A 19,169-nucleotide genomic window follows, 5' to 3' on the forward strand; every position below is an offset into this window, starting at 1 on the left:
GCGGTCCCGCGGTGAATCAGTGGGCGGCGGTCAGGTCGTAGAGGGTGATGCCGTCTACTTCGGTTGCCGTGAAGTGCTCTTGCACCCACTTGCTGATCTCACTGCTGGTGCCGGAGCGGCCGAAGCCGCCACCGCCATCCTCGCCGCCGCGGTTGCCGCTGCCGATGAAGTAGTGGATCTTTCCATCGGCGACATACTGTTTGAACTGATCCAATGTCGGCGAGGGGTCGCTGCCGTTGAAGCCGCCGATCGGCATGACCGGCAGTTCGGTGGCCAGCTGGAATCCGGCGGCGCTATTGGATCCGGTGGCCGCGGCGACCCAGGTGTAGTCGGAGCCATTGCTTTCCAGCATCGCGATGACCTGCTGGCTCGGCCTGCTCGCGCCGAGCAGACCGCCGGCTGGGCCGCCCATCATCGGATTGCCCCCGGCCTCGTTGGCGCCTTGCACGGTGGCTTCACCGGGTTGTCTACCTCGCGCGCCATTGGGGCCAGCGCCATTGCGTCCATCGGCATTTCGGGTGCCGGGCATACCACCGCCGGGACCGCCGAAGCCGCCCTCGCCGCCGGGGGGTGGTCCGAACATCCCGAATCGCCCGACATTCGGTCCGGCCGAGACGATCCCACCCTCGTGCCCGGTCGAAATGGTTTGGGCGGAATACGCTACGGGTCCGGCCAATCCGGTGCATGCGGCCGCGAACGCCGACACCAGCGCCAGCTTGCGCGGTGCGGGGAGCAGTACCGCGATGGTCGCGAGCACGCCGACCACCAGCACCGTCCAACGCAACCACGGCACGAAACTCGCACTGCGCGACAACAGCATCCACGAGGTCGCGGTGGTCAGACCGACCGCGAGTCCCGCGAACAACCGGACCCACAGCCGATGCCGATCCTGCCACAGCACAACCGCGCCGATACCGACCAAGGCGGCGACCGCCGGAGCCAGCGCGACCGTGTAGTACTGGTGGAAGATGCCCGCCATGAAACTGAAGGTCAGCCCGGTCACCAGCAGCCAGCCACCCCACAGGATGAGCGCCGCGCGCCGTCCATCGGTGCGCGCAGCCTTGCCACGCAGCAGAATTCCGGCCACCAGGGCCACCAATGCGGCCGGGATCAGCCAGGCGATCTGACCGCCCTGCGCCGGTTCGAACATCCGGGTGATTCCGGTGTCGCCCCACATGCCGCCGCCACCGCGCGGCATATCACCGCCACCGCCTGGGGTGACGCTGCCGTGCTCGTTGCCGTTCAATCGACCGAGCCCGTTGTAGCCCATGGTGAGTTCGACGATCGAATTGTGTTGCGACCCACCGATCCACGGCCGCGACGATGCGGGCCACAGTTCTACCGTGAGCAGCCACCAGCCAGCCGCGACGATCATCGACAATCCGGCCGCGAGCAGCTGCAGGATCCGCTTGCCGAGCTTGGGCGGACCGGCGAACAGGTAGGTCAGCGCCAGTGCGGGCACTACCAGCAGCACCTGCAATTGCTTGGTGAGGAATCCGAATCCGATGATGACGCCGGTGAGCACCAGCCAGCGGGTGCGTCCCTCCTCGACCGCCCTGGTCATTGCCCAGGTTGCCGCGATCATGAGGAATACCAGCAGCGCATCCGGGTTGTTGAAGCGGAACATCAGTGCGGCGACCGGAGTTACCGCGAGCACCAGTCCGGCGATGAGTCCGGCCGCCGGGCCGAACGGCCTGCGCACCGTCGCCCACACCAGTGCCACCGACGCCACGCCGAGCAGCACCTCCGGGACCAGGATGCTCCAGGAATTCAGTCCGAACGCCCGCACCGACAGTTCCATCAACCAGAGTGAGGCCGGCGGTTTGTCGACGGTGATCGAATTCCCGGCATCCGAGGAACCGAAGAAGAAGGCCGCCCAGGACTTCGAACCCGCCTGTACCGCGGCGGAATAGAAGGAATTCGCCCACCCGCTGGCACTGAGGTTGCACAGGTAGGCGATTCCGGTGCCGAGCAGCAGTACGGCCAATGCCGGATATTCCCAGGCGGTCTCGCGCGCGGGGCGCGGTTGCGGCCGTACCGCTGTCGACGGTGGCGTGAGGGTGGCCGTCACTGCTGTCCGCCCCCGCTGACCAGCGCCGTGTGACCGGCAGTCGGGTTACGGAAGACCCAGCGCAGGCCGACGAATCGGATCAGCGTGGCAATGAGATTGGCGACCACGAGTACGAACAATTCCAGATGAACCGCGGCGTCGGGGGCCCACCGGTGCAAGGCGAACAACGAGCCGCTCGTGACCAATAAGCCGAAGCCGAATATCAGCAGACCTTGGAATTGATGCGATACCACGCCATTCGACCCACGCACCCCGAAGGTGAAGGCGCGGTTGGCGGCGGTATTGCCGACCGCGGTGATCAGCAGCGCGGCGAAATTCGCGACCTGAGCACCGGCCATGGGCTGTAACACCAGGTACAACAGCATATAGGCGAGTGTGGAGAAAACGCCGACTATCGCGAACCGCACCGCCTGCCCGACCATCCCCAACGGCACGCCGGGCACCAGTGGTTCACGGCCGATCGAGCGGCGCAGCTCGTCCAACGGCAGCGCACCGGTGGTCAGTCCGCGCAGCAGCCGCCACACGCCGAGCAGGTCCTTGCGCGCGGTATCGATGATGTCGACCCGGCTGTCCGGATCGTCGATCCAGTCGACCGGCACCTCGTGGATGCGCAGCCCGGCCCGCTCGGCGAGCACCAGGAGTTCGGTGTCGAAGAACCATTCACCGTCCTGCACCAGGGGCAGCAGTCGCCGCGCCACCTCGGTGCGCATCGCCTTGAAACCGCACTGCGCATCCGAAAAGCGCGCTTGCAGTGAGGCTTTCAGGATCAGGTTGTAGCAGCGCGAGATGAATTCGCGCTTGGGGCCGCGCACCACCCGCGATGCCGCGTCGAGTCGGGTGCCGATGGCCAGATCGGAGTGGCCGGAGATCAGCGGCGCGACCAAAGGCAGCAACGCATTCAGGTCGGTCGACAGGTCCACATCCATATAGGCGACGACCTGGGCGTCGGAGTGCTCCCACACCGCACGCAGCGCGCGGCCGCGGCCCTTGGCGTCGAGGTGCACCACTCGCACATCCTCGAGTTCATCCGCGAGCAGCCGTGCGACCTGCATGGTGTCATCGGTGCTCGCGTTGTCGGCGACGGTGATGCGCGCCGGGAACGGGAATCCGTCGCGCAGGTAGGCGTGCAGCCGCCGCACGCAGACGCCCAGGTCGGCCTCTTCGTTGTAGACGGGGATCACGACGTCCAGCACGGGCGTGATCACCGTTTCGGTCATTTCCGCCCGGTGCGCGGCGGTCGTCGATTCGGTCATGGTGACTACCCTCGCGAACCGCGCTGGCCCCTGGCTGGGGCCTACCTGTGAGGTTCCTGGGGACCTCGCCTACCGCACCCGCCGAATCCGCAATACGGTATCGGTGCGCAGCCCCACCTTTCCCTCCGGCCACGTGATTTCCCGCTCGACCGCATCCTTGGTCTCGACCCGCCAGTCCGTCCCGAGCGCAAGCCCGTCCAGTACCTCATCCATGGTCGGAAAGTGCACGTCATGTCGGTGTTCGACAAATGACGGCCACCCGGCATGCCCCGCGATCAACAACACACCGCCGATCTCCACCGCCGCCGCGGCCCGCCGCAGCACCTTCGTCCGCTCCTGTTCCTGCGCCACCGGGGAGTGAAAGAACTGAGCCGAAACCAGATCGAACATTCCCTCCGGAAATGATTGCGCCAGATCATGTTCCACGAACGTGATGTGCTCCCCGACGCCCGCGTCGTCGGCATGCGCGGCCGCCCGCCGCAACGCTGTCAGGGACACATCGACCGCGGTGACCCGCCATCCGCGCCGCGCAAGCCAGACGGCATCCGCGCCCTCACCACATCCGAGGTCCAGTGCGGTCCCCGGCTCGAGCGCCGTGGCCTCGCGCACCAGCAGTGGATTGGGATTTCCGGTCCAGATCTGATCCCGATCCCGATAGAACTCCTCCCAGAACTCCTGGGTATTGCCGATTGCGGTCTCCTCGCTCATGCGTCGCTCTCCCATCGAAATCGCGTATCCCGGTCCATCGACCCTGTTCGCATGATGTACGCAGGGTCCGCGACAACGCCAACTATCTTGCCGGTTCGGCAAAGTCCGCAGGCCCCGGTTTCGGCTCCGAGCGAGGTCGGCTGCCGGGATTGGTACGGTCGGATTCGTGATGCGCAGTGGGCGGGGAGTGGATGCGGGGGCGCCAAGGCGGGTCGATGCTCGGACCGAGCGGTGGCGGGAGCATCGTGTGCAGGTTCGGGGTGAATTCGTGGATGCGGCTTTTCGGGCGCTGGACAAGTTCGGGCCCGAGGTGAGCATGGGGGATATCGCGAAGGAGGCCGGGGCGGCCAAACCCAAACTCTATCGGCACTTCGAGGATAAGACGGATCTGTACAACGCGATTGTCGACCGGGTGCGCGACATGCTGTGGGAGCGGATCGTTTCCAGTGCCGATTTGACGAATGATTCGGTGCGGGAGTTGATTCGGCGGGGCGCGGCCGAATATGTGCTCGTGGTGTCCGAGCATCCCAATGTTTTCCGGTTCATGCTGCACAGCCACTTCACGCGACGGGCCGATGAATCCGAGCGGGCGCTCCAATCGGCTCGACAATCGGCCAAGCGGGCCGCGGATCTGTTCACCGGTCTGCTCGCCGACAAGTCCGTCGAGGTATCCAGCGTCGAACTCGTCAACTATTCGGTATTCGGTGCGGTGGCCTCGGCCACGGACTGGTGGCTCGGCGCGAACCGGTTGCAGGCACACACCATGCCGATCGAGAAGTTCGTCGCATACCTCGCCGAGATCATCTCCGCATTGGCCGATGCCAATGCGCGGCTGAACGGCATCCGCTTCGATGCGGACCTACCGCTGCACCTCGCGTTCGCCAGCGACTGATCGCATTCACTTGTCCCACCGGTGGTGCCGACCGCGGGCGCGCCTGTGGCGGTCGGCGGGCCGAAGCCACTTCGAACCACATTGTTCTCGTCAACCGCATCGTCGAGGCCAACAGTGTCTGCGATGCCTCGAGTATGTACCCGCCCACCGACAAGTTTCGGCACCCGAGCCCACCCGCTGAGCCCGACCGAATTGCCCGCTGGGTCGGTTCGAGTTGGTCGCTGGGTCGGTTCGAGTTGGTCGCTGGGTCGGGTCGAGTGGTCGCGGTGTCGGGCTGAATTGCCCGCTGGGTCGGGTCGAGTTGGTCGCGGTGTCGAGCCGAATCGCCCGCTGGTCCTTGCCGAATCGCCCGCCGAACCCGGTAGCTGCGACTCGCCGTCCGCTCGGGCATCGCACCCTTGCGGGGCGCTCCCAACGGCTGCGGCGATCAGGTACGCGAGAGCCGCCAGAGCGGTGAAACGGGCCCGTGACCTGCGCCGAGGTCATACGACGCGGCCAGGCAGCGATACGTCCAATCCTTGGCGAACTCGACCGCATCGGGCACCGAATAGCCATTGGCGAGCGCGCACGCGATCGCAGCGGCCAAAGTGTCACCACCGCCATGGTCATTGCCGGTGCTGATCCGCGGCGCGGTGAATTCCAGGAACCGGTCGCCATCGAAAAGCAGGTCGGTGCTGACCTCGGAGGATCGCAGATGTCCGCCCTTGACGATCGCCCATTGCGCCCCGAGCTTGTGCAGTGCCTGCGCCGCCCGCCGTGCCGATGCGTCATCGGTGACCTCGATTCCGGTGATCAGCCGCACCTCGTCGAGATTCGGCGTCACCACCGTGGCCAGCGGAATCAGCGTATGCCGCACCGCATCCAGCGCCTCCTCGTGCAGCAGCGGATCGCCGTGCATGGATGCCGCCACCGGATCGACCACCAGCGGCGTCCGATCCCGCCCGATCCCCACCTCCTGACACACCGCCGCGACCGACTCGATGATCGCGGTCGAGGCAAGCATGCCGGTCTTGGCTGCCCCGACCCCGATATCCCCGACCACCGCCCGCACCTGATCGGCCACGACCTGCGGCGGAATCTCGTGGAACCCGCTCACCCCGACCGAGTTCTGCACCGTCACCGCGGCCACCGCCACACACGCGTGCACGCCGCACAGCGCCATGGTCCGCGAATCGGCCTGAATTCCCGCCCCGCCGCCGGAGTCGGTCCCGGCGATAGTGAGGACACGAACCGGGGTCTGCCCGTCGGGCACGAGCGGCAGGAATTTCACAACCCAGACCCTACTCAGCGTCGACCCCTGACGCCCCACGCACTCGACATAAATGAAAACCATTATCATTAAGGTGTGACCACTTCATCGCCCCCTGACCTGCTGCCCGTCACCGTGCTATCCGGCTTCCTCGGCGCGGGCAAGACCACCCTGCTCAACCACATCCTGGCCAATCGGGACGGGCGCCGCGTCGCGGTGATCGTCAACGATATGAGCGAGGTCAATATTGATGCCGCGCTCGTCGCCGGGCAGGGACACCTGGATCGCACCGAAGAGAAGCTGGTCGAACTGACCAATGGCTGCATCTGCTGCACGCTGCGCGAGGATCTGATCGAGGCGGTCGGCAGGCTCGCCCGCGAGGGCCGCTTCGATCAGCTGGTCATCGAATCCACCGGAATCTCCGAGCCGATGCCGGTCGCCGCGACCTTCGACTGGGAATTCGAAGACGGCTGCAAACTCGGTGATATCGCTCGCCTGGACACCATGGTCACCGTGGTGGACGCCGCCACCTTCCTCGCCGAGATCGCCCGCGGACAGACCCTCGCCGAGCGCAATCTCGAAGTGGGCGAGGGTGATACGCGTACCATCGCCGACTTGCTCGTCGACCAGGTCGAATTCGCCGATGTCCTGCTGATCAATAAGACCGATCTGGTCAGCGCCAATGCCGCCGGAACAGTGGAAGCCACGGTGCGACGACTGAATCCGCGCGCCCATGTGCTGCGGACCGAGCGGGGGGTGGTAGATCTCGCGGAGGTCCTCGCGACCGGTCGCTACAACCCCGTCGTCGCCGCCGAATCCGAGGGCTGGGCCGAAGAACTCGCGGGCGGCCACACTCCGGAAACCGAGGAATACGGCATCCGCAGCCTCACCTACACCGCCGACCGTCCGTTCCACCCCGAACGCCTCGCCGATGTCCTCGCCCAACTGCGAGGCATGTTGCGCAGCAAGGGTTTCTGCTGGCTGGCCACCCGCCCCGACCTTGCCGTCGTCTGGTCCCAGGCCGGACCCGATCTCGTCTTCGAACCCGCCGCCTGGTGGTCCGCCGTGGAAGTCCCCGCAGGCCAAGAAATCGTCTTCATCGGCGTCGAACTCGACACCGTCCACATCCGTGCCCTTCTCGACGCCGCCCTGCTCACCGACGACGAATTCAGCGCTGGACCGACCACCTGGACCACCTACCCCGACCCCTTCCCCACCTGGGGCGCCCTCCACCAGCACTGACCCTGGAGCAGATCCGCATGCGGGCAAACGTCGAGGCCGCTGCGTTCTCGGTCGGTGAGCATGGGGCGACGCACGCTCGGCAGCGTGCGTCGTGGATCAGCCCGATCGGCCCCGCCGGCAACCAACGCGCTGATCACCTGAAACGGCGGAAACCCACGCACCGGAACGGGCGTGGGTTTCCGACCGGGTGGGCCGGTCGCGCGGACACTGCCGAGTTGGGGCGGCATGGTCGGCTCAGTTCGAGATGCCAGGGGCCAGGTGGGTGTAGGTGGCGTCGGTGAGTTGTTCGAGCATGAACGCGGCGATGTCGGCGCGCGCGATCTTCAGGGTGAGGCCCTTGGCGTCGGCGCCGAAGGCGCGGCGGTAGGCCTCGGTGCGGGGGCCGTCGGTGAAGGCGCTCGGGCGCACGATGGTCCAGTCGAGCTTGCTGGCGCGGACGTATTCTTCCTGCTCGACGTGGTCGGCGTAGGCCGCGCGCAGCAGCATCCCGAACATCACGTACTTCCACAGGAAGTTCAGGTTGCCCTCGCTGTCGCCGACCCCGAGGGTGGTCTGGCAGATCAGGCGCTTGACCCCGGTCCGGTTCATCGCCTCGATGACCGCCCTGGTGCCCTCGGCCCGGATGACCCCCTTGCGGCCCGCGCCGAGCGAGATCAGCACCGCATCCTGACCGGCGACGGCCGGTTCGACCGAATTCGTATCCAGCACATTGCCCTCGACGATGTGCAGCCGGTCATGCCGCTGCGTGATGCTCGCCGCGTCGCGAGTGAAGGCGGTGACCTCGTGTCCCTGTTCCAGCGCCTGCTCGACGACCAGCCGACCGACGGTGCTGGTGGCTCCGAAAACCGCGATACGCATTGTGTTCTCCTTGTGTTGAAAGCTGTTGAGCTGTTGGTGAATCCAGTACATCAACGGAGAACGAGACGAACCATGGCCGTGCGTCTCGAAGACATACGAGAGGGTCTCTGCGGAACCATGCAACGGCCCGCGTCCGGAAGTCGGATGCGGGCCGTTGCACACCGTGCGCTCAGCCGAGCTTGGCGAAGAACTGCCGAATGTCGGCGACGATCACCTGGGGTGCCTCGTGTGCGGCGTAATGTCCGGCCGCATCGTTGGGGCCGCCTTGTACGGAGCCGACGTCGTAGGAATTCCAGCTGACGATGTTGCTGTGATCGCGCTCGGCGAACCGGCGGATCGACTGGAAATCGCCCTTGAACATCGCCAATCCGGTCGGCACCGTGGTCGGTTCGCTCGGCTGCTGCGTTGTGTGCGCGTTCTCGTAGTAGAACCGCAGCGACGACCCGGCCGTACCGGTCAGCCAGTAGATCGCCACATTGGCGATCACGAACTCCTCGTCGAGGCTCTCGCCGAACAGTTGCGCATTCCAGCCGAGCAATCCGACCGGCGAATCGGCCAGCGCGAATGCCAGCGTCTGCGGCTGCTGACTGTGCAAGGCGTTGAAGGCCATCTTGTTCTCGTGGAACCACTGCAGGTGCTGCAGCGCCGCCATATCCTCCTCGGACAGCCCCTCGAATTCCGATGGGTCACCGGACGGGAACGAAAACAGCTGCGTCACATGCACGCCGACGACGTGATCGGAATCCAGCCGTCCGATTTCCGGTGAGACCATCGAGCCACCGTCGTTACCGATGGCGCCGTAGCGCGCATAGCCGAGTCGGCCCATCAGCTCCGCCCAGGCCGCGGCGGTGCGGACGGTGCCCCATCCGGTACTGCGGGTCGGCCCGGAGAATCCGAATCCGGGCAGCGACGGGATGACCAGGTGGAAGGCGGGCTCATCGGCGGATTCCGGCTCGGTCAGCGGCGCAATGACATCGAGGTATTCCAGCACCGAACCCGGCCAGCCGTGGGTGAGGACCACCGGCAGCGCGTCCGCCCTGGAGGACCTGATGTGCAGGAAGTGGATATCTTCGCCGTCGATCTCGGTGGTGAACTGCGGGTAGGAGTTCAGCTTCGCCTCCAGCGCGCGCCAGTCGAAGCGTTCCAGCCAGTACGTGGCGAGGGCCCGCACCCGCTCGTTCGGCACCCCGTAGGCGTCGCCGACGCCGGGCAGTTCGTTCGGGTAGAGGGCTCGGGAGAGCCGGTCGGCCAGGTCGTCGAGCCGGGCCTGCGGGACGTCGATGCGGAAGGGGGTGATGGCGGTCATCTCTACTCCTCGTGAAACGGAATGCTTCGTTCTGTTTGAACAGTAACAGAACGGATCATTCCGTTTCAAGTGTTAATCTGAATCCATGCCGAAGACATCCGATGCCCCAGCTCAGAAGGGTCTGCCCGGCCGCAAGGCGCAGGCCGCCCGCAATGACGGGCTCATCCTGGAGGCCGCCCGCGCGGTCTTCCTCGCCGACGCCAATGCCCCCATCGCCGCCGTCGCCGAGCGTGCGGGAGTGGGCATCAGCGCTCTCTACCGCCGCTATCCGAGCAAGGAGGTGCTGTTGCGCACCCTCTGCCATGAGGGGCTGCGCCGCTATAACGCCGAAGCCGATGCCGCGCTGACGGATTCGGACGGCTGGCACGGTCTGGTCGGATTCCTGGAACGGGTGGTCGATGCGGATGTGCACTCGTTGACCGTGCATCTGGCGGGCACCTTCACCCCGGACGAGTCGATGCTGCCGGACGTCATGCATTCGGGTGCGGTCACCGAGGAACTGGTGCGGCGGGCGCATGTGACCGGTCGGCTGCGCGCGGATGTCAATGCCAACGACCTCGGTCTCGTCCTGGAATCATGTGCGGCTATCGCTATGCCGGACGAAGCCCGAACGGCCGAGCTGCGCAGGCGCGTGCTCGCCATGCTGATCGCGGGGCTCTCGGGAAAAGGTGAACTGCCCGGCCCGCCACCCGAGGCGGGCGAATTCGCCTGGCGCTGGAAACCGCGCAACTAGCGTCGATGAGTTCGGCCGCGACCACTCGTGACCGGGAATCAGACGCGCCTGTTTTCGGTGGATGTCCAGGGTGCGCCGGGCCGTGCGAGCGGGTGGATCGCGCGGCCGTCGACCCACGCGGTCCAGCCGTTGTTGCAGGCGATATGTGCCCAGTCCCCGGCGCGGCCGAGGATCTGGAGTTCGACGCCGGGATCGATGCTGGTGATGGGGCCGAGGCTCGGATCGGGCGCCGCCCATGCGTCCAATCCACCCTCGGGTACCAGGTGGGTCGGGTACCAGAGGGCGGCGAGGGGTTCGATGGCACGGCCGTCGACCCATCCGGTCCAGCCGTTGTTGCAGGCGATATGTGCCCAGTCCCCGGAGCGCTCGAGGATCTGGAGTTCGACGCGCGGGTCGATGTGGGCGATGGGCTGCTGGGTCGAGTCGGGAGTGGCCCATGCGGGCATGCCGTTGGCGGGCACCTGGTGAGTCGGATGAAATGCCGGAGAGCCGCCGCGCTCGACCGCTGGCACGACTTCGGTGGGCACCTCGGACGCGTCGAATGCCGGTATGCCACCGGCGAACGGCTTGACCACGGCGGGGTCCAGCACATCGCGCACCAGACGGAGCGCGACTTCCGTTGTGGTCTCGAACAATTCGGCCCGCGGATTGCGCGCCGCCAGCTCGCGCCAGCTTGCGAACCGGCTCGAGAACGTCGAACGGAACACCGTGAAATGGGCGAGTGCATCCTGTTTCCCTGCCGCACCGGCCATTACGGTAATGCTCCCGGTTGTCAGCAGCTGACCGAACGACCGCGCCACCGCGGTCCCGGCATCGGTGAATCGGTAGCTACCGAGCGCTTCCAGTCGAACAAGGCCCAGCGACGCCAGCCGCGCCAGTCCCTCCGTCATCCGACCGGCCGCCGCCGCGAGTGATACCGGTGTGGCGCCCTGGGCGGCGGACAAGGCCCAACGGGTGTCGCCGGCGGCCAGCCCCTTGGCGAGTTGCTCCTCCAACTCGAGCGCCCGCAACTCGAGCGGGCCGAGCGCGACGTTTCGATGCAGGACCCCGGCCAAGCGGGCCTCTTGTGCCGCGTCGGCGGCGGCGAGCAGTGCGGCGAATGCGATGAGATCGAGGTCGATCGGGGGTGATGCGAATCCGGGGCCGTAGGAGGTGAGATCGAGCAGTTGGTCGACCAGCATGGTGGCCTGGGTGAGCGTTGGCACGACGGTGAAATCGAAGCCGTCGTCGCCGGTCCCGGCCTGCATGACGAAGGTGTCGTCTTCGTCCCCGCGCAGCACCAGCGCCGCTGTCCAGTTGTCCTGCCCGGCGTGGTTGGCGGTAATGGCGGTGGTGTGGGCGGGATCGGCGGCGATGCGCAGTGCTCCCGTCGCCGGTTCGGCGAGTCGGTCGTCGGCTTCGAGCAGTCCGCTGTCCCGCAGCGCGGCCGCCGGGTCGGGCGGCGGGGTCGTCGGCGGCAGGGCGGACCGCGGTCCTGGCTCGAGCCCAGCGATGGACAAGGCCGCGGCGAGTTGGTCCGGGTCCAGTCGGAAACGCATCAGCATCATCGACTCCTTCCCGCGGCCGGGCCGTTGCGCGAAAGCGGCTCGGTGGGCGTCCATACCGCACCGGCGTGGATGCACACGATGCGACGGCCGCCGGAGCGGCCCAGGTATGAGCGGTCGCACATATCCGTCTGTCGCCGCGATGCCCGGTCGCCCGGGGCGATCCAGGCCAGCAGTGGCGCGACCGCAAGCAGGCCGAGCAGGGCACAAAATTCAGCAAGACCCGGACCACGAACCATTGCACGAGTGGTCTCGGTCGCCGGGCCCGGTGTCCGCGGTGCGCGGCTGGCTGCCGGATGTCCAGTCATCGGAGTTCTTGGGTCGACCGAATCACTTTTATGGTTTCACATGCGGCGATTGCTCAGCAACAGGCCGATCCGTGGGCTCGACCTGCGAAGTTCGGACCACCTTGTCCGCGCTTTCGTCTTTGATCCGGTCTGCCGGACGGCGCACACCGGTGTCTGGATAGGGTGTAATCCTCGACCGCGCAGGTTTGCCGGTGAGCTAGCGCGGTCCCACGAACAGGGTCTGGGTGCTGCGGCCGAGCGGCCCCTTCTCGTCGAAGAGCGCGGACTCGGCAAGGCCGATGCCGTGCGGTTGCGGGTAGGTGACGGCGTCCAGGCAGACCCATTCGCCGACCGGCTGGCGGTGCAGAGTGACCGTGAGATCGGTATTGATGAACAGGTAGCGGGACCAATCCAGCACCGCGCTGACGCCATTGCCCGAATCCGCCGCGGCCAGTGTGCGTTCCAGCGGACTCGGCGTGGTACCGGCGACGATCGGATATTTCAGCCGGATCCAGCAAATCGCCGGGCCGGGTTCGGCGAATGATCCGGTGACGAACCGGTAGTCGATGCCGGTATGAAAACCGATGGACTGCGTCGACGGAAACGGCGACGACACACCCTGATCCGGACCGGGTCGGGTGCCGCTCGGCAGGATCTGTTCGGGCAATTCGAGCTCCGGCTCGGCGAGTTTGAAGCGCCAGGCGTTCGCTCGCATGACCGGTCCGCGATCGGTGGACAGCGTCGCCTCGATCAGCTCCACACTGCGTCCGGGGCGGGCCGCCCGTGTTGCCACCGTCAACGGCTCCAGCGGGACCGGTCCGAGAATCTCCACCGCGACCCGCCCGACCTGGAATCCGGCCCGCGGTTCACAGCGCTCGATCGCGTACCCGAGCAGCGCCGATGGTGGTCCGGCGTGCTGAGCGTCCGGTGACCACGGACCGCGAGTCAGTTCGGTCGAGACGAATCGATTCGGATTCGCCGGATCTGGGGTGTAAAAGGCACCGGTCACGTCGTTGTCCCGTTCCGCTGGGTGGTTCGTACGGTTAACGATTCTGCTACGACGCTACTTCGCGGCGACCGGCCGCCGGTGCTATGCCCGCCCGAACGCGAGGGCGACATTGTGGCCGCCGAAGCCGAAGGAATTGTTGAGCGCGAAATCGATGCGCTGCTCGCGGGGCGCACCGGCCACGATATCGAGATCGATCTCCAGGTCTCGGTTATCGAGATTCAAAGTGGGCGGGACGATTTGGTCGCGCAGTGTCAGCATGGTGAGGATGGATTCGAGCGCGCCGACCGCGCCGATCGAATGGCCCAGTGCGGATTTGGGTGCGTAGACCGATGCCGCCGGAGTGACCGCGGTGATGGCATTGGCCTCCGACGCATCGCCGATCGATGTCGAAGTGGCGTGGGCATTGACGTGCTGAATATCCGAAACCTGCAGCCCGGCAGTAGATATCGCCTTGCGCATGGCGCGCGCCGCACCGATGCCCTCCGGCTCCGACGCGACGATGTGATAGGCGTCGGAGGTGATTCCCGCGCCGAGCACGCGGCCGTGAATCCGAGCGCCACGCGCCCGCGCGTGCCGCTCGGACTCCAGCACCAGCAGTGCTCCCGCCTCGCCGAAGACGAACCCGTCGCGGTCCCGGTCGAACGGCCGCGATGCCCGCTCCGGTTCGTCATTGCGGGTACTCATCGCCCGCATCATGGCGAAACTAGCGATCGGTACCGCATCGATATGCCCCTCGACGCCACCGGCCACCACGACGTCCGCCTCGCCGGTGGTGATCAGCCGCCAAGCGTGCGCGATCGCCTCCGAACCGGAGGAACAGGCCGAGACCGGCGCGAAAACCCCTGCCTTGGCGCCGATTTCGAGTCCGACCGTGGCGGCCGGACCGTTCGGCATGACCATCGGCACCGACATCGGCGAAACCTTCCGATAGCCGCCGTCGCGCATCGAATCGACCGCAGTGATGAGGGCGTCGCCGCCGCCGAGTCCGGTGCCGATGACGACCGCGAGCCGCTCGCCCTCGACCTCGGGTGCGCCCGCATTGCGCCAGACCTGGCGGCCGAGCACCAGGGCCATCTGCTCGACGTAGGAGTGACGGCGCTGTTCGACGCGGGTGAGCTGGTCGCCCGGCCGGGACTGCAACTTGCCGCCGATGCGGACCGGCAGGTCGTATTCGGCCACGAAATCGTCGGCGAGCATGCCGATACCGCTGCGCCCGGCAAGCAGTCCGGACCAGGTCGCGTCGATGTCATCGGCGATCGATGTGGTCGCGGCGACCGCGGTGACCACGACGGCCGGGCGAGTTTCTGAAGCGATTGTTACAGTCACGGTGTCATGAATACCTGTACCAATCGCTACAGTCAACCCATGGCCCGCCCACTCGACTACGCGAAACGCGCCGACCTGCTGGCCGGTGTCGTCGAATACATCGCCGCCCACGGTCTCGGCGATCTGTCGCTGCGCCCGCTCGCCGCCGAACTCGGCACCAGTTCGCGCATGCTGATCCACTACTTCAACACCAAGGAAGAACTGCTGGTGCAGGCGCTTACCACGCAGCGTCCGAATATTGCCGCGGTCTTCGCGGGGATCTCCGATGCGGCATCGCTGCGCGCGCGGCTCGGCGAATTCTGTGCGGTGAATATCGCGGGGGAGGCCACGACGAGTGTGCGGGTGCTGCTGCAGGTGCTCGGGGCCGCGTGTGTGCCGAACAGTCCCTATGGCGAATACGCGAATGCGGCGATCGCGACCTTTATCGGGACGCTCGCCGATGCGTTGCGTCGGCTCGAATCCATCGACGATCCGGAGGCCGTTGCGACGCTGTTGGTTTCGGGATTGCGCGGCATTATTCAGGATCGGTTGATAACCGGTGATGTGGAGCGCACCGACCGGGCCGCGCGCCGGTTGATCGACCAAACCATTCGTTAGACACGAAAATCCCTGTGTCGGCGGCATGAGCCGACACAGGGATTTCAATCAGGTGGGTCAGGCGAGTGCGATCGCGGCGCACAGTCCGGCGACGGCGGTGAACTGCAAGGCCACCCGGCCGTTGATGACGCTGTTCCACTTGTCCTGCAGTGCACGGGCATTCGCCGGAATGACGCCGGAGTGCGCGGCGGCGGTCTGCTGGGTGTTCACCGGCTTCGCGACCCGAACGTAGATGCCGAGCCAGGTCACCAGGGCCACGACGGCGATACCCGCGGCGATCGCCGCGGCCGTGTGGCCGCCGATGGCTGCGAGGGCCGTTGCCGCAACAGCGGTCACCACACCGCCGACGCCGACGATCGGCATCCGGCGATCGCCGTAGTAGTGACCCCAGCCCGCCGAGATGGTCACGGTCCGGTCGTCCAGCTTGTCGTACACCGACCGCGTGATCAGTGCGAAGCAGGCATCGGTGCCGTAGACAACGGCGTTCGCGAGGACCGAGACGATGGCGACGACCTGGATGAGGGTGGTGATCATGAGCTTTTCCGTTCGTTGTCTGTAGCGTTGTTAGAGAATCTAGCAACGCTAGATCTAGGAGTCAAGCGATACCGGGATTTCCGCGTGCAGCCGTATCGAGCGGTCCGCTGGGGCGTGCTCGCGGTGCGGAGGAAATCTCCGGAAGTCAGTGACCCCAGCCGTTTTCGCATGCACCCACCGAGGGACACGGGTGCCTCGAGGTCTTCGCCACTGGACACGTCTTCCTGGCTGCCACCGCAGTCCGCGCACTCGGCTTCCTGATCGCATGGTTCATCGACGAAGTTCCCTTGCGTGGCATGGCCGCGCGCCCTGCCGAGTCAGGAGCGCAAACGCCATGCGGCGATCTCGGTTCGATTCTGAAATCCCAATTTGGCCAGGATGCTGCGGACATGCGTTTCCACTGTGCGCTCGGAAAGTACGAGCCGAGCGGCGATTTCGCGGTTGGCCAATCCATTCGCGACCAGGTCCGCGACTTCGGTTTCCCGTGCGGTCAGCGGGTTCGCATCGCGACCCGCCCGGTCGATGTCGGCGAGCAGCGCATCGGCGGCCCGCAAGCGATGCGTCATACCGAGTCGCCGGAATTCTTGTGCCGCTTCGGTTATCGCCGACCGGGCGGCGCGCAGATCCCCGGGTGCGCGCCGGGTGCGCAACGCGTCGGCCAGCCCGAGACGGCTCAGTGCCAGAAAGGGGCGCGCGCCGATGCGGCCGTCCATCGCGATCGCACGTTGGTAGTGCCCGATCGCGGCGTCGACCCGTCCGGCGGTGAGCGCGAGGTCGGCGATCGGGCGGGCGATAGAACCGGCGCACAGGACAGCGCCGCCGTCGCCGAGGTAGTAGTCGTCGGGGCCGAACGCCTGGTAGGTGCGCTCGGCGGTTTCCTTGTCGCGTAACAACACCGCGGTGAAACCGATGTTGTAGAGCAGCCCGAGCCAATGCGGACCGATCTGAAAGGTGCCGGGCAATTCCCGGAACTCCTGGAATAGCGCGCGTGCCTCGTCGAGATCGCCGGCCAGGGCGCGTGTCATCGGTAGGAAGATCCGGATCAACGGTATCTGCGGCGCATGGCGGATCGCCGCGAATCGCTCGGCGGCTTCGGTTTCGGACACATATCCCTGCACCATGTTCATCAATCCGCGGAACGCGTGGTGCAAACCGAGCAGCGACTCGTCGCCCATCCGGACGGCGAGTTCGAACGCGGCGTTATTACTTTCGTCCGCGGCGGCGAAATCGCCGGTCAATGCGGCGCGGGTGGCAACGAGTCGATGCCGATGCCAGCGCGCGATCGGCAGGCGTCCCTGCTCGGCGACCTGCTCGAGTTCGATGATCGCTCGGTCTACCAGGCCGAGATCGCCGAGTTGGATTGCGGCCGAGGCCTGCCAGAGATAGCCCCACAGCCGGGCCAGCGGCTGACGCGCACGAGCGCCGAGCTCGATGGCGCGTTCGACGAGGTCCATCCGCTCGGCGAGGAAATGTGGCGCCGAAAGGGCGAGGTGGCGAGCGTGGATGGCATCGAGCAGGGTGTCGGGGTCGCCGCTGCGTTCGGCGGTCGCCATGGCCGTCGCGGAAAGCTCTCTGGCACGGTCGCATTCGCCGATCTCGGCGGCCGCCATGGCGCGATGCGCGGTGAGCCGGGCGATCGACGCGCCGTCGGTATCGGCGGATAGATAGCGTAATGCACTGCGGCACAGCCGATCCGCCGTGGCGATTATCTTCGGGGTGCCGATACCGTGCACCACCAACGCGGCCGCCGCCAGGAGGTCGGGGCGGGCTGCCTGCTCCGCAATCGTCGCGGCCTGTGCGCAATGGTCGATGCTGCCGTCGATGCGTCCGGCCTCGAATTCGCTGCGCGCGAGCTCGATCAACAGCTCGGCTCGCAGCGGGCCGGGTGCGCTCGGTCCGGTCGCCTCGATCGCCCACTGGTGGAAGCGGATCGCGTCATCGAATGCGGTCGCCGCGCGTGCGGATTCGGCGGCGATGCGAGCCCAGTGTGCGCAGTCGGCGTTGCCGTCCGGGCCGCTCGCCCTTCGCAAGTGGGTCGCGATCGGTCCGGCCACCGAGGGATCGCCATCGGCGCGGGCGGCGAGCAACTCGGCGGCGCTGCGGTGCAATGACATTCGCTCCGACGGCGGCAATTCGGCGTAGATCGCATCGCGGATCAGCGCGTGGACGAATGCCACTCCGCCGTCGTCGGGGTGCCGGACCACACCGGCGGTCACAGCCGTATCCAGCGCGGTATCGACAGCGGTGCCCGTCAGCTGTTCGAGTAGATCCGGTTCGATCCGCTCGCCGAGCACGCTCGCGGCGCGCAGTACCGTCCGGGTCGCGGTGTCGAGCCGGTTCACGTGTGCCAATGCCAGCCGTCGAAAACCTGGACGGGACAACGGATCCGAATCGGAGTCACCGGCCGATTCGACGACGAGTCGAACATAGAGCGGGTTGCCGCGGGTGCGTTCGTATAGCCGATCGGCGGTCGCGGTATCCAGGGCGGGCGCGGCCTGGCGCAACCAATACCGGACCTCCTCGACCGATAGTCCGGTCAGCGGCATCGTCTGGGTGTGCCGCATCCCTACCAGGTCCGGCAATTGTTCGAGATAGGGGCCGTCGGTGGTGTCGCGTGCGGTGGCCAGCAGAAGCAACCGCTGACGCGGGAGTTCGGCGGCGACGTGCCGCAGCAGCAGTAGTGAGGTTCGATCGGCCCAGTGCAGGTCCTCCAGCACCACCGCGAGTCCGGCCGGAGCCGCGAGTGCTTCGAGCGCGTCGGTGAAGACGGTGAACATGCGAAACCGTTGCGAGGCCGAATCCGCCCACTGCACGGCGTCGCCACCCGCCAGCGTCTCGGACAACTCCGGGAGGTCGCGGCCGAGCCGGTGCCACGGCCACAGCGGCGGCATCCCCGTGTCGTCGACAGCGAAACCACGGCCGACGCGCAGCCCGCATTCGGCGGCGATTGCCGCGGTGTGTTCGGCCAGCCGGGTCTTGCCGATTCCGGCCGGCCCGTCGATCAGGATCAACCGCCCCTGTCCCGCGGCGGCTGCGAGCACAGCGGCCCGCAGTCGGGCGAGCTCGTGATGACGACCGATCAGCGGGTCCTGCATAGGCAGCAGTATCCATGCGTTCCGTGGACCGTGCGCGAGTTTCAGTACCCCGCGTACGTGGTGACACTGATCCGCATCGCTGCTGCGGCGCCGAAGCTGAGTACATCATTCCCGCAGATCAGGAGCGCCTCCGATGTACGCACAACTCGTCTATTTCGACGGACCACGCAGCAGCGACCAATTGGTCGCGGCGGACTTCGCGTCCCGGCACCGGATCGAGCCGGCGCTCGCCGGTATCCCCGGACTGCTCACCACCTATGAACTGCGCCGCCACGACGGGTCCGGGATAATCATCGCGATCGCCGAATCCGAGGGCGTGCTGCTCGACGCGCAGCGCGCGATCCTGGCCACCGAACTGCTGCCCGGCGAGGATATGGCACTGCTGCCCGGCCCCGACCGGGTGGAGACCTACCCGGTGATCGCGCATCGCGGCTCCGCCGACAGCTATGCGGATCGGGGCTAGCC

The 19,169-nt window shown here is 66.6% G+C and carries 16 protein-coding genes; 5 read left to right on the forward strand and 11 right to left on the reverse strand.

Features of this window, described 5'->3' with window-relative positions; genetic code table 11:
* Positions 1 to 16 precede the first annotated feature (16 nt).
* The 3 genes from AB0L58_RS21835 to AB0L58_RS21845 all read right to left on the reverse strand — a co-directional run bounded on the left by AB0L58_RS21835 (position 17) and on the right by AB0L58_RS21845 (position 4,032).
* The gene (locus AB0L58_RS21835) at positions 17 to 2,071 is read right to left on the reverse strand and encodes a glycosyltransferase family 39 protein (protein WP_364389275.1); all 2,055 of its coding nucleotides are present in this window, start codon (positions 2,069 to 2,071) and stop codon (positions 17 to 19) included.
* Entirely contained in the window at positions 2,068 to 3,324 is a 1,257-nt protein-coding gene (locus tag AB0L58_RS21840) for a bifunctional glycosyltransferase family 2/GtrA family protein (protein WP_364389276.1), read from the reverse strand. The genes AB0L58_RS21835 and AB0L58_RS21840 overlap by 4 nt, the downstream gene beginning before the upstream one ends.
* Positions 3,325 to 3,393: 69 nt before the next feature.
* Positions 3,394 to 4,032 carry a class I SAM-dependent methyltransferase gene (locus AB0L58_RS21845; protein ID WP_364389277.1) on the reverse strand — a complete coding sequence of 213 codons (639 nt, stop codon included), beginning with the start codon at positions 4,030 to 4,032 and terminating at the stop codon, positions 3,394 to 3,396.
* 247 nt (positions 4,033 to 4,279) lie between these two features.
* Between AB0L58_RS21845 and AB0L58_RS21850 the strand changes: the two genes are divergently transcribed.
* Positions 4,280 to 4,924, forward strand: a complete 645-nt coding sequence (locus tag AB0L58_RS21850) for a TetR/AcrR family transcriptional regulator (protein ID WP_364389278.1) — start codon at positions 4,280 to 4,282, stop codon at positions 4,922 to 4,924.
* 427 nt (positions 4,925 to 5,351) lie between these two features.
* Here AB0L58_RS21850 and thiD read toward each other — a convergent pair whose 3' ends face one another.
* On the reverse strand, positions 5,352 to 6,194 hold the full coding sequence (gene thiD / locus AB0L58_RS21855) for a bifunctional hydroxymethylpyrimidine kinase/phosphomethylpyrimidine kinase (RefSeq protein WP_364389279.1): 843 nt from the start codon (positions 6,192 to 6,194) through the stop codon (positions 5,352 to 5,354).
* Positions 6,195 to 6,269: 75 nt separating this feature from the next.
* On the opposite strand from thiD, the gene AB0L58_RS21860 reads away from it, so the two are divergent.
* Positions 6,270 to 7,415: a GTP-binding protein gene (locus AB0L58_RS21860; protein WP_364389281.1), complete on the forward strand. Its 1,146-nt coding sequence runs from the start codon at positions 6,270 to 6,272 to the stop codon at positions 7,413 to 7,415.
* Between the two features lie 234 nt (positions 7,416 to 7,649).
* Here AB0L58_RS21860 and AB0L58_RS21865 read toward each other — a convergent pair whose 3' ends face one another.
* Positions 7,650 to 8,273, reverse strand: a complete 624-nt coding sequence (locus AB0L58_RS21865; protein WP_364389282.1) for an SDR family oxidoreductase — start codon at positions 8,271 to 8,273, stop codon at positions 7,650 to 7,652.
* Positions 8,274 to 8,442: 169 nt separating this feature from the next.
* A complete protein-coding gene (locus tag AB0L58_RS21870) occupies positions 8,443 to 9,579 on the reverse strand; it encodes an epoxide hydrolase family protein (RefSeq protein ID WP_364389283.1) in 1,137 nt (378 codons plus the stop codon).
* An 85-nt stretch (positions 9,580 to 9,664) separates the two neighbouring features.
* Between AB0L58_RS21870 and AB0L58_RS21875 the strand changes: the two genes are divergently transcribed.
* Positions 9,665 to 10,312, forward strand: coding sequence for a TetR/AcrR family transcriptional regulator (locus AB0L58_RS21875; protein WP_364389284.1), 648 nt, complete (start codon positions 9,665 to 9,667; stop codon positions 10,310 to 10,312).
* A gap of 38 nt (positions 10,313 to 10,350) precedes the next feature.
* Here the strand turns inward: AB0L58_RS21875 and AB0L58_RS21880 are convergent, their stop codons facing one another.
* The 3 genes from AB0L58_RS21880 to AB0L58_RS21890 all read right to left on the reverse strand — a co-directional run bounded on the left by AB0L58_RS21880 (position 10,351) and on the right by AB0L58_RS21890 (position 14,478).
* On the reverse strand, positions 10,351 to 11,850 hold the full coding sequence (locus tag AB0L58_RS21880) for an SH3 domain-containing protein (RefSeq protein ID WP_364389286.1): 1,500 nt from the start codon (positions 11,848 to 11,850) through the stop codon (positions 10,351 to 10,353).
* A gap of 510 nt (positions 11,851 to 12,360) precedes the next feature.
* A complete protein-coding gene (locus tag AB0L58_RS21885) occupies positions 12,361 to 13,152 on the reverse strand; it encodes a thioesterase family protein (protein ID WP_364389287.1) in 792 nt (263 codons plus the stop codon).
* An 81-nt stretch (positions 13,153 to 13,233) separates the two neighbouring features.
* On the reverse strand, positions 13,234 to 14,478 hold the full coding sequence (locus AB0L58_RS21890; protein WP_364389288.1) for a KasA/KasB family beta-ketoacyl-ACP synthase: 1,245 nt from the start codon (positions 14,476 to 14,478) through the stop codon (positions 13,234 to 13,236).
* Positions 14,479 to 14,517: 39 nt separating this feature from the next.
* Between AB0L58_RS21890 and AB0L58_RS21895 the strand changes: the two genes are divergently transcribed.
* A complete protein-coding gene (locus AB0L58_RS21895; protein ID WP_364389289.1) occupies positions 14,518 to 15,075 on the forward strand; it encodes a helix-turn-helix domain-containing protein in 558 nt (185 codons plus the stop codon).
* Between the two features lie 57 nt (positions 15,076 to 15,132).
* On the opposite strand, the gene AB0L58_RS21900 is transcribed toward AB0L58_RS21895, so the two are convergent.
* Both AB0L58_RS21900 and AB0L58_RS21905 read right to left on the reverse strand, forming a co-directional pair.
* A complete protein-coding gene (locus AB0L58_RS21900; RefSeq protein WP_364389290.1) occupies positions 15,133 to 15,609 on the reverse strand; it encodes a DUF1772 domain-containing protein in 477 nt (158 codons plus the stop codon).
* Between the two features lie 317 nt (positions 15,610 to 15,926).
* A complete protein-coding gene (locus AB0L58_RS21905; RefSeq protein WP_364389292.1) occupies positions 15,927 to 18,704 on the reverse strand; it encodes an AAA family ATPase in 2,778 nt (925 codons plus the stop codon).
* 133 nt (positions 18,705 to 18,837) lie between these two features.
* Here AB0L58_RS21905 and AB0L58_RS21910 point away from each other — a divergent pair, with 133 nt between their 5' ends.
* Positions 18,838 to 19,167, forward strand: coding sequence for a hypothetical protein (locus AB0L58_RS21910; protein WP_364389293.1), 330 nt, complete (start codon positions 18,838 to 18,840; stop codon positions 19,165 to 19,167).
* Positions 19,168 to 19,169 lie beyond the last annotated feature (2 nt).

The sequence above is a fragment of the Nocardia sp. NPDC052112 genome (genome assembly GCF_040680135.1).
Taxonomy (GTDB): Bacteria; Actinomycetota; Actinomycetes; order Mycobacteriales; family Mycobacteriaceae; genus Nocardia.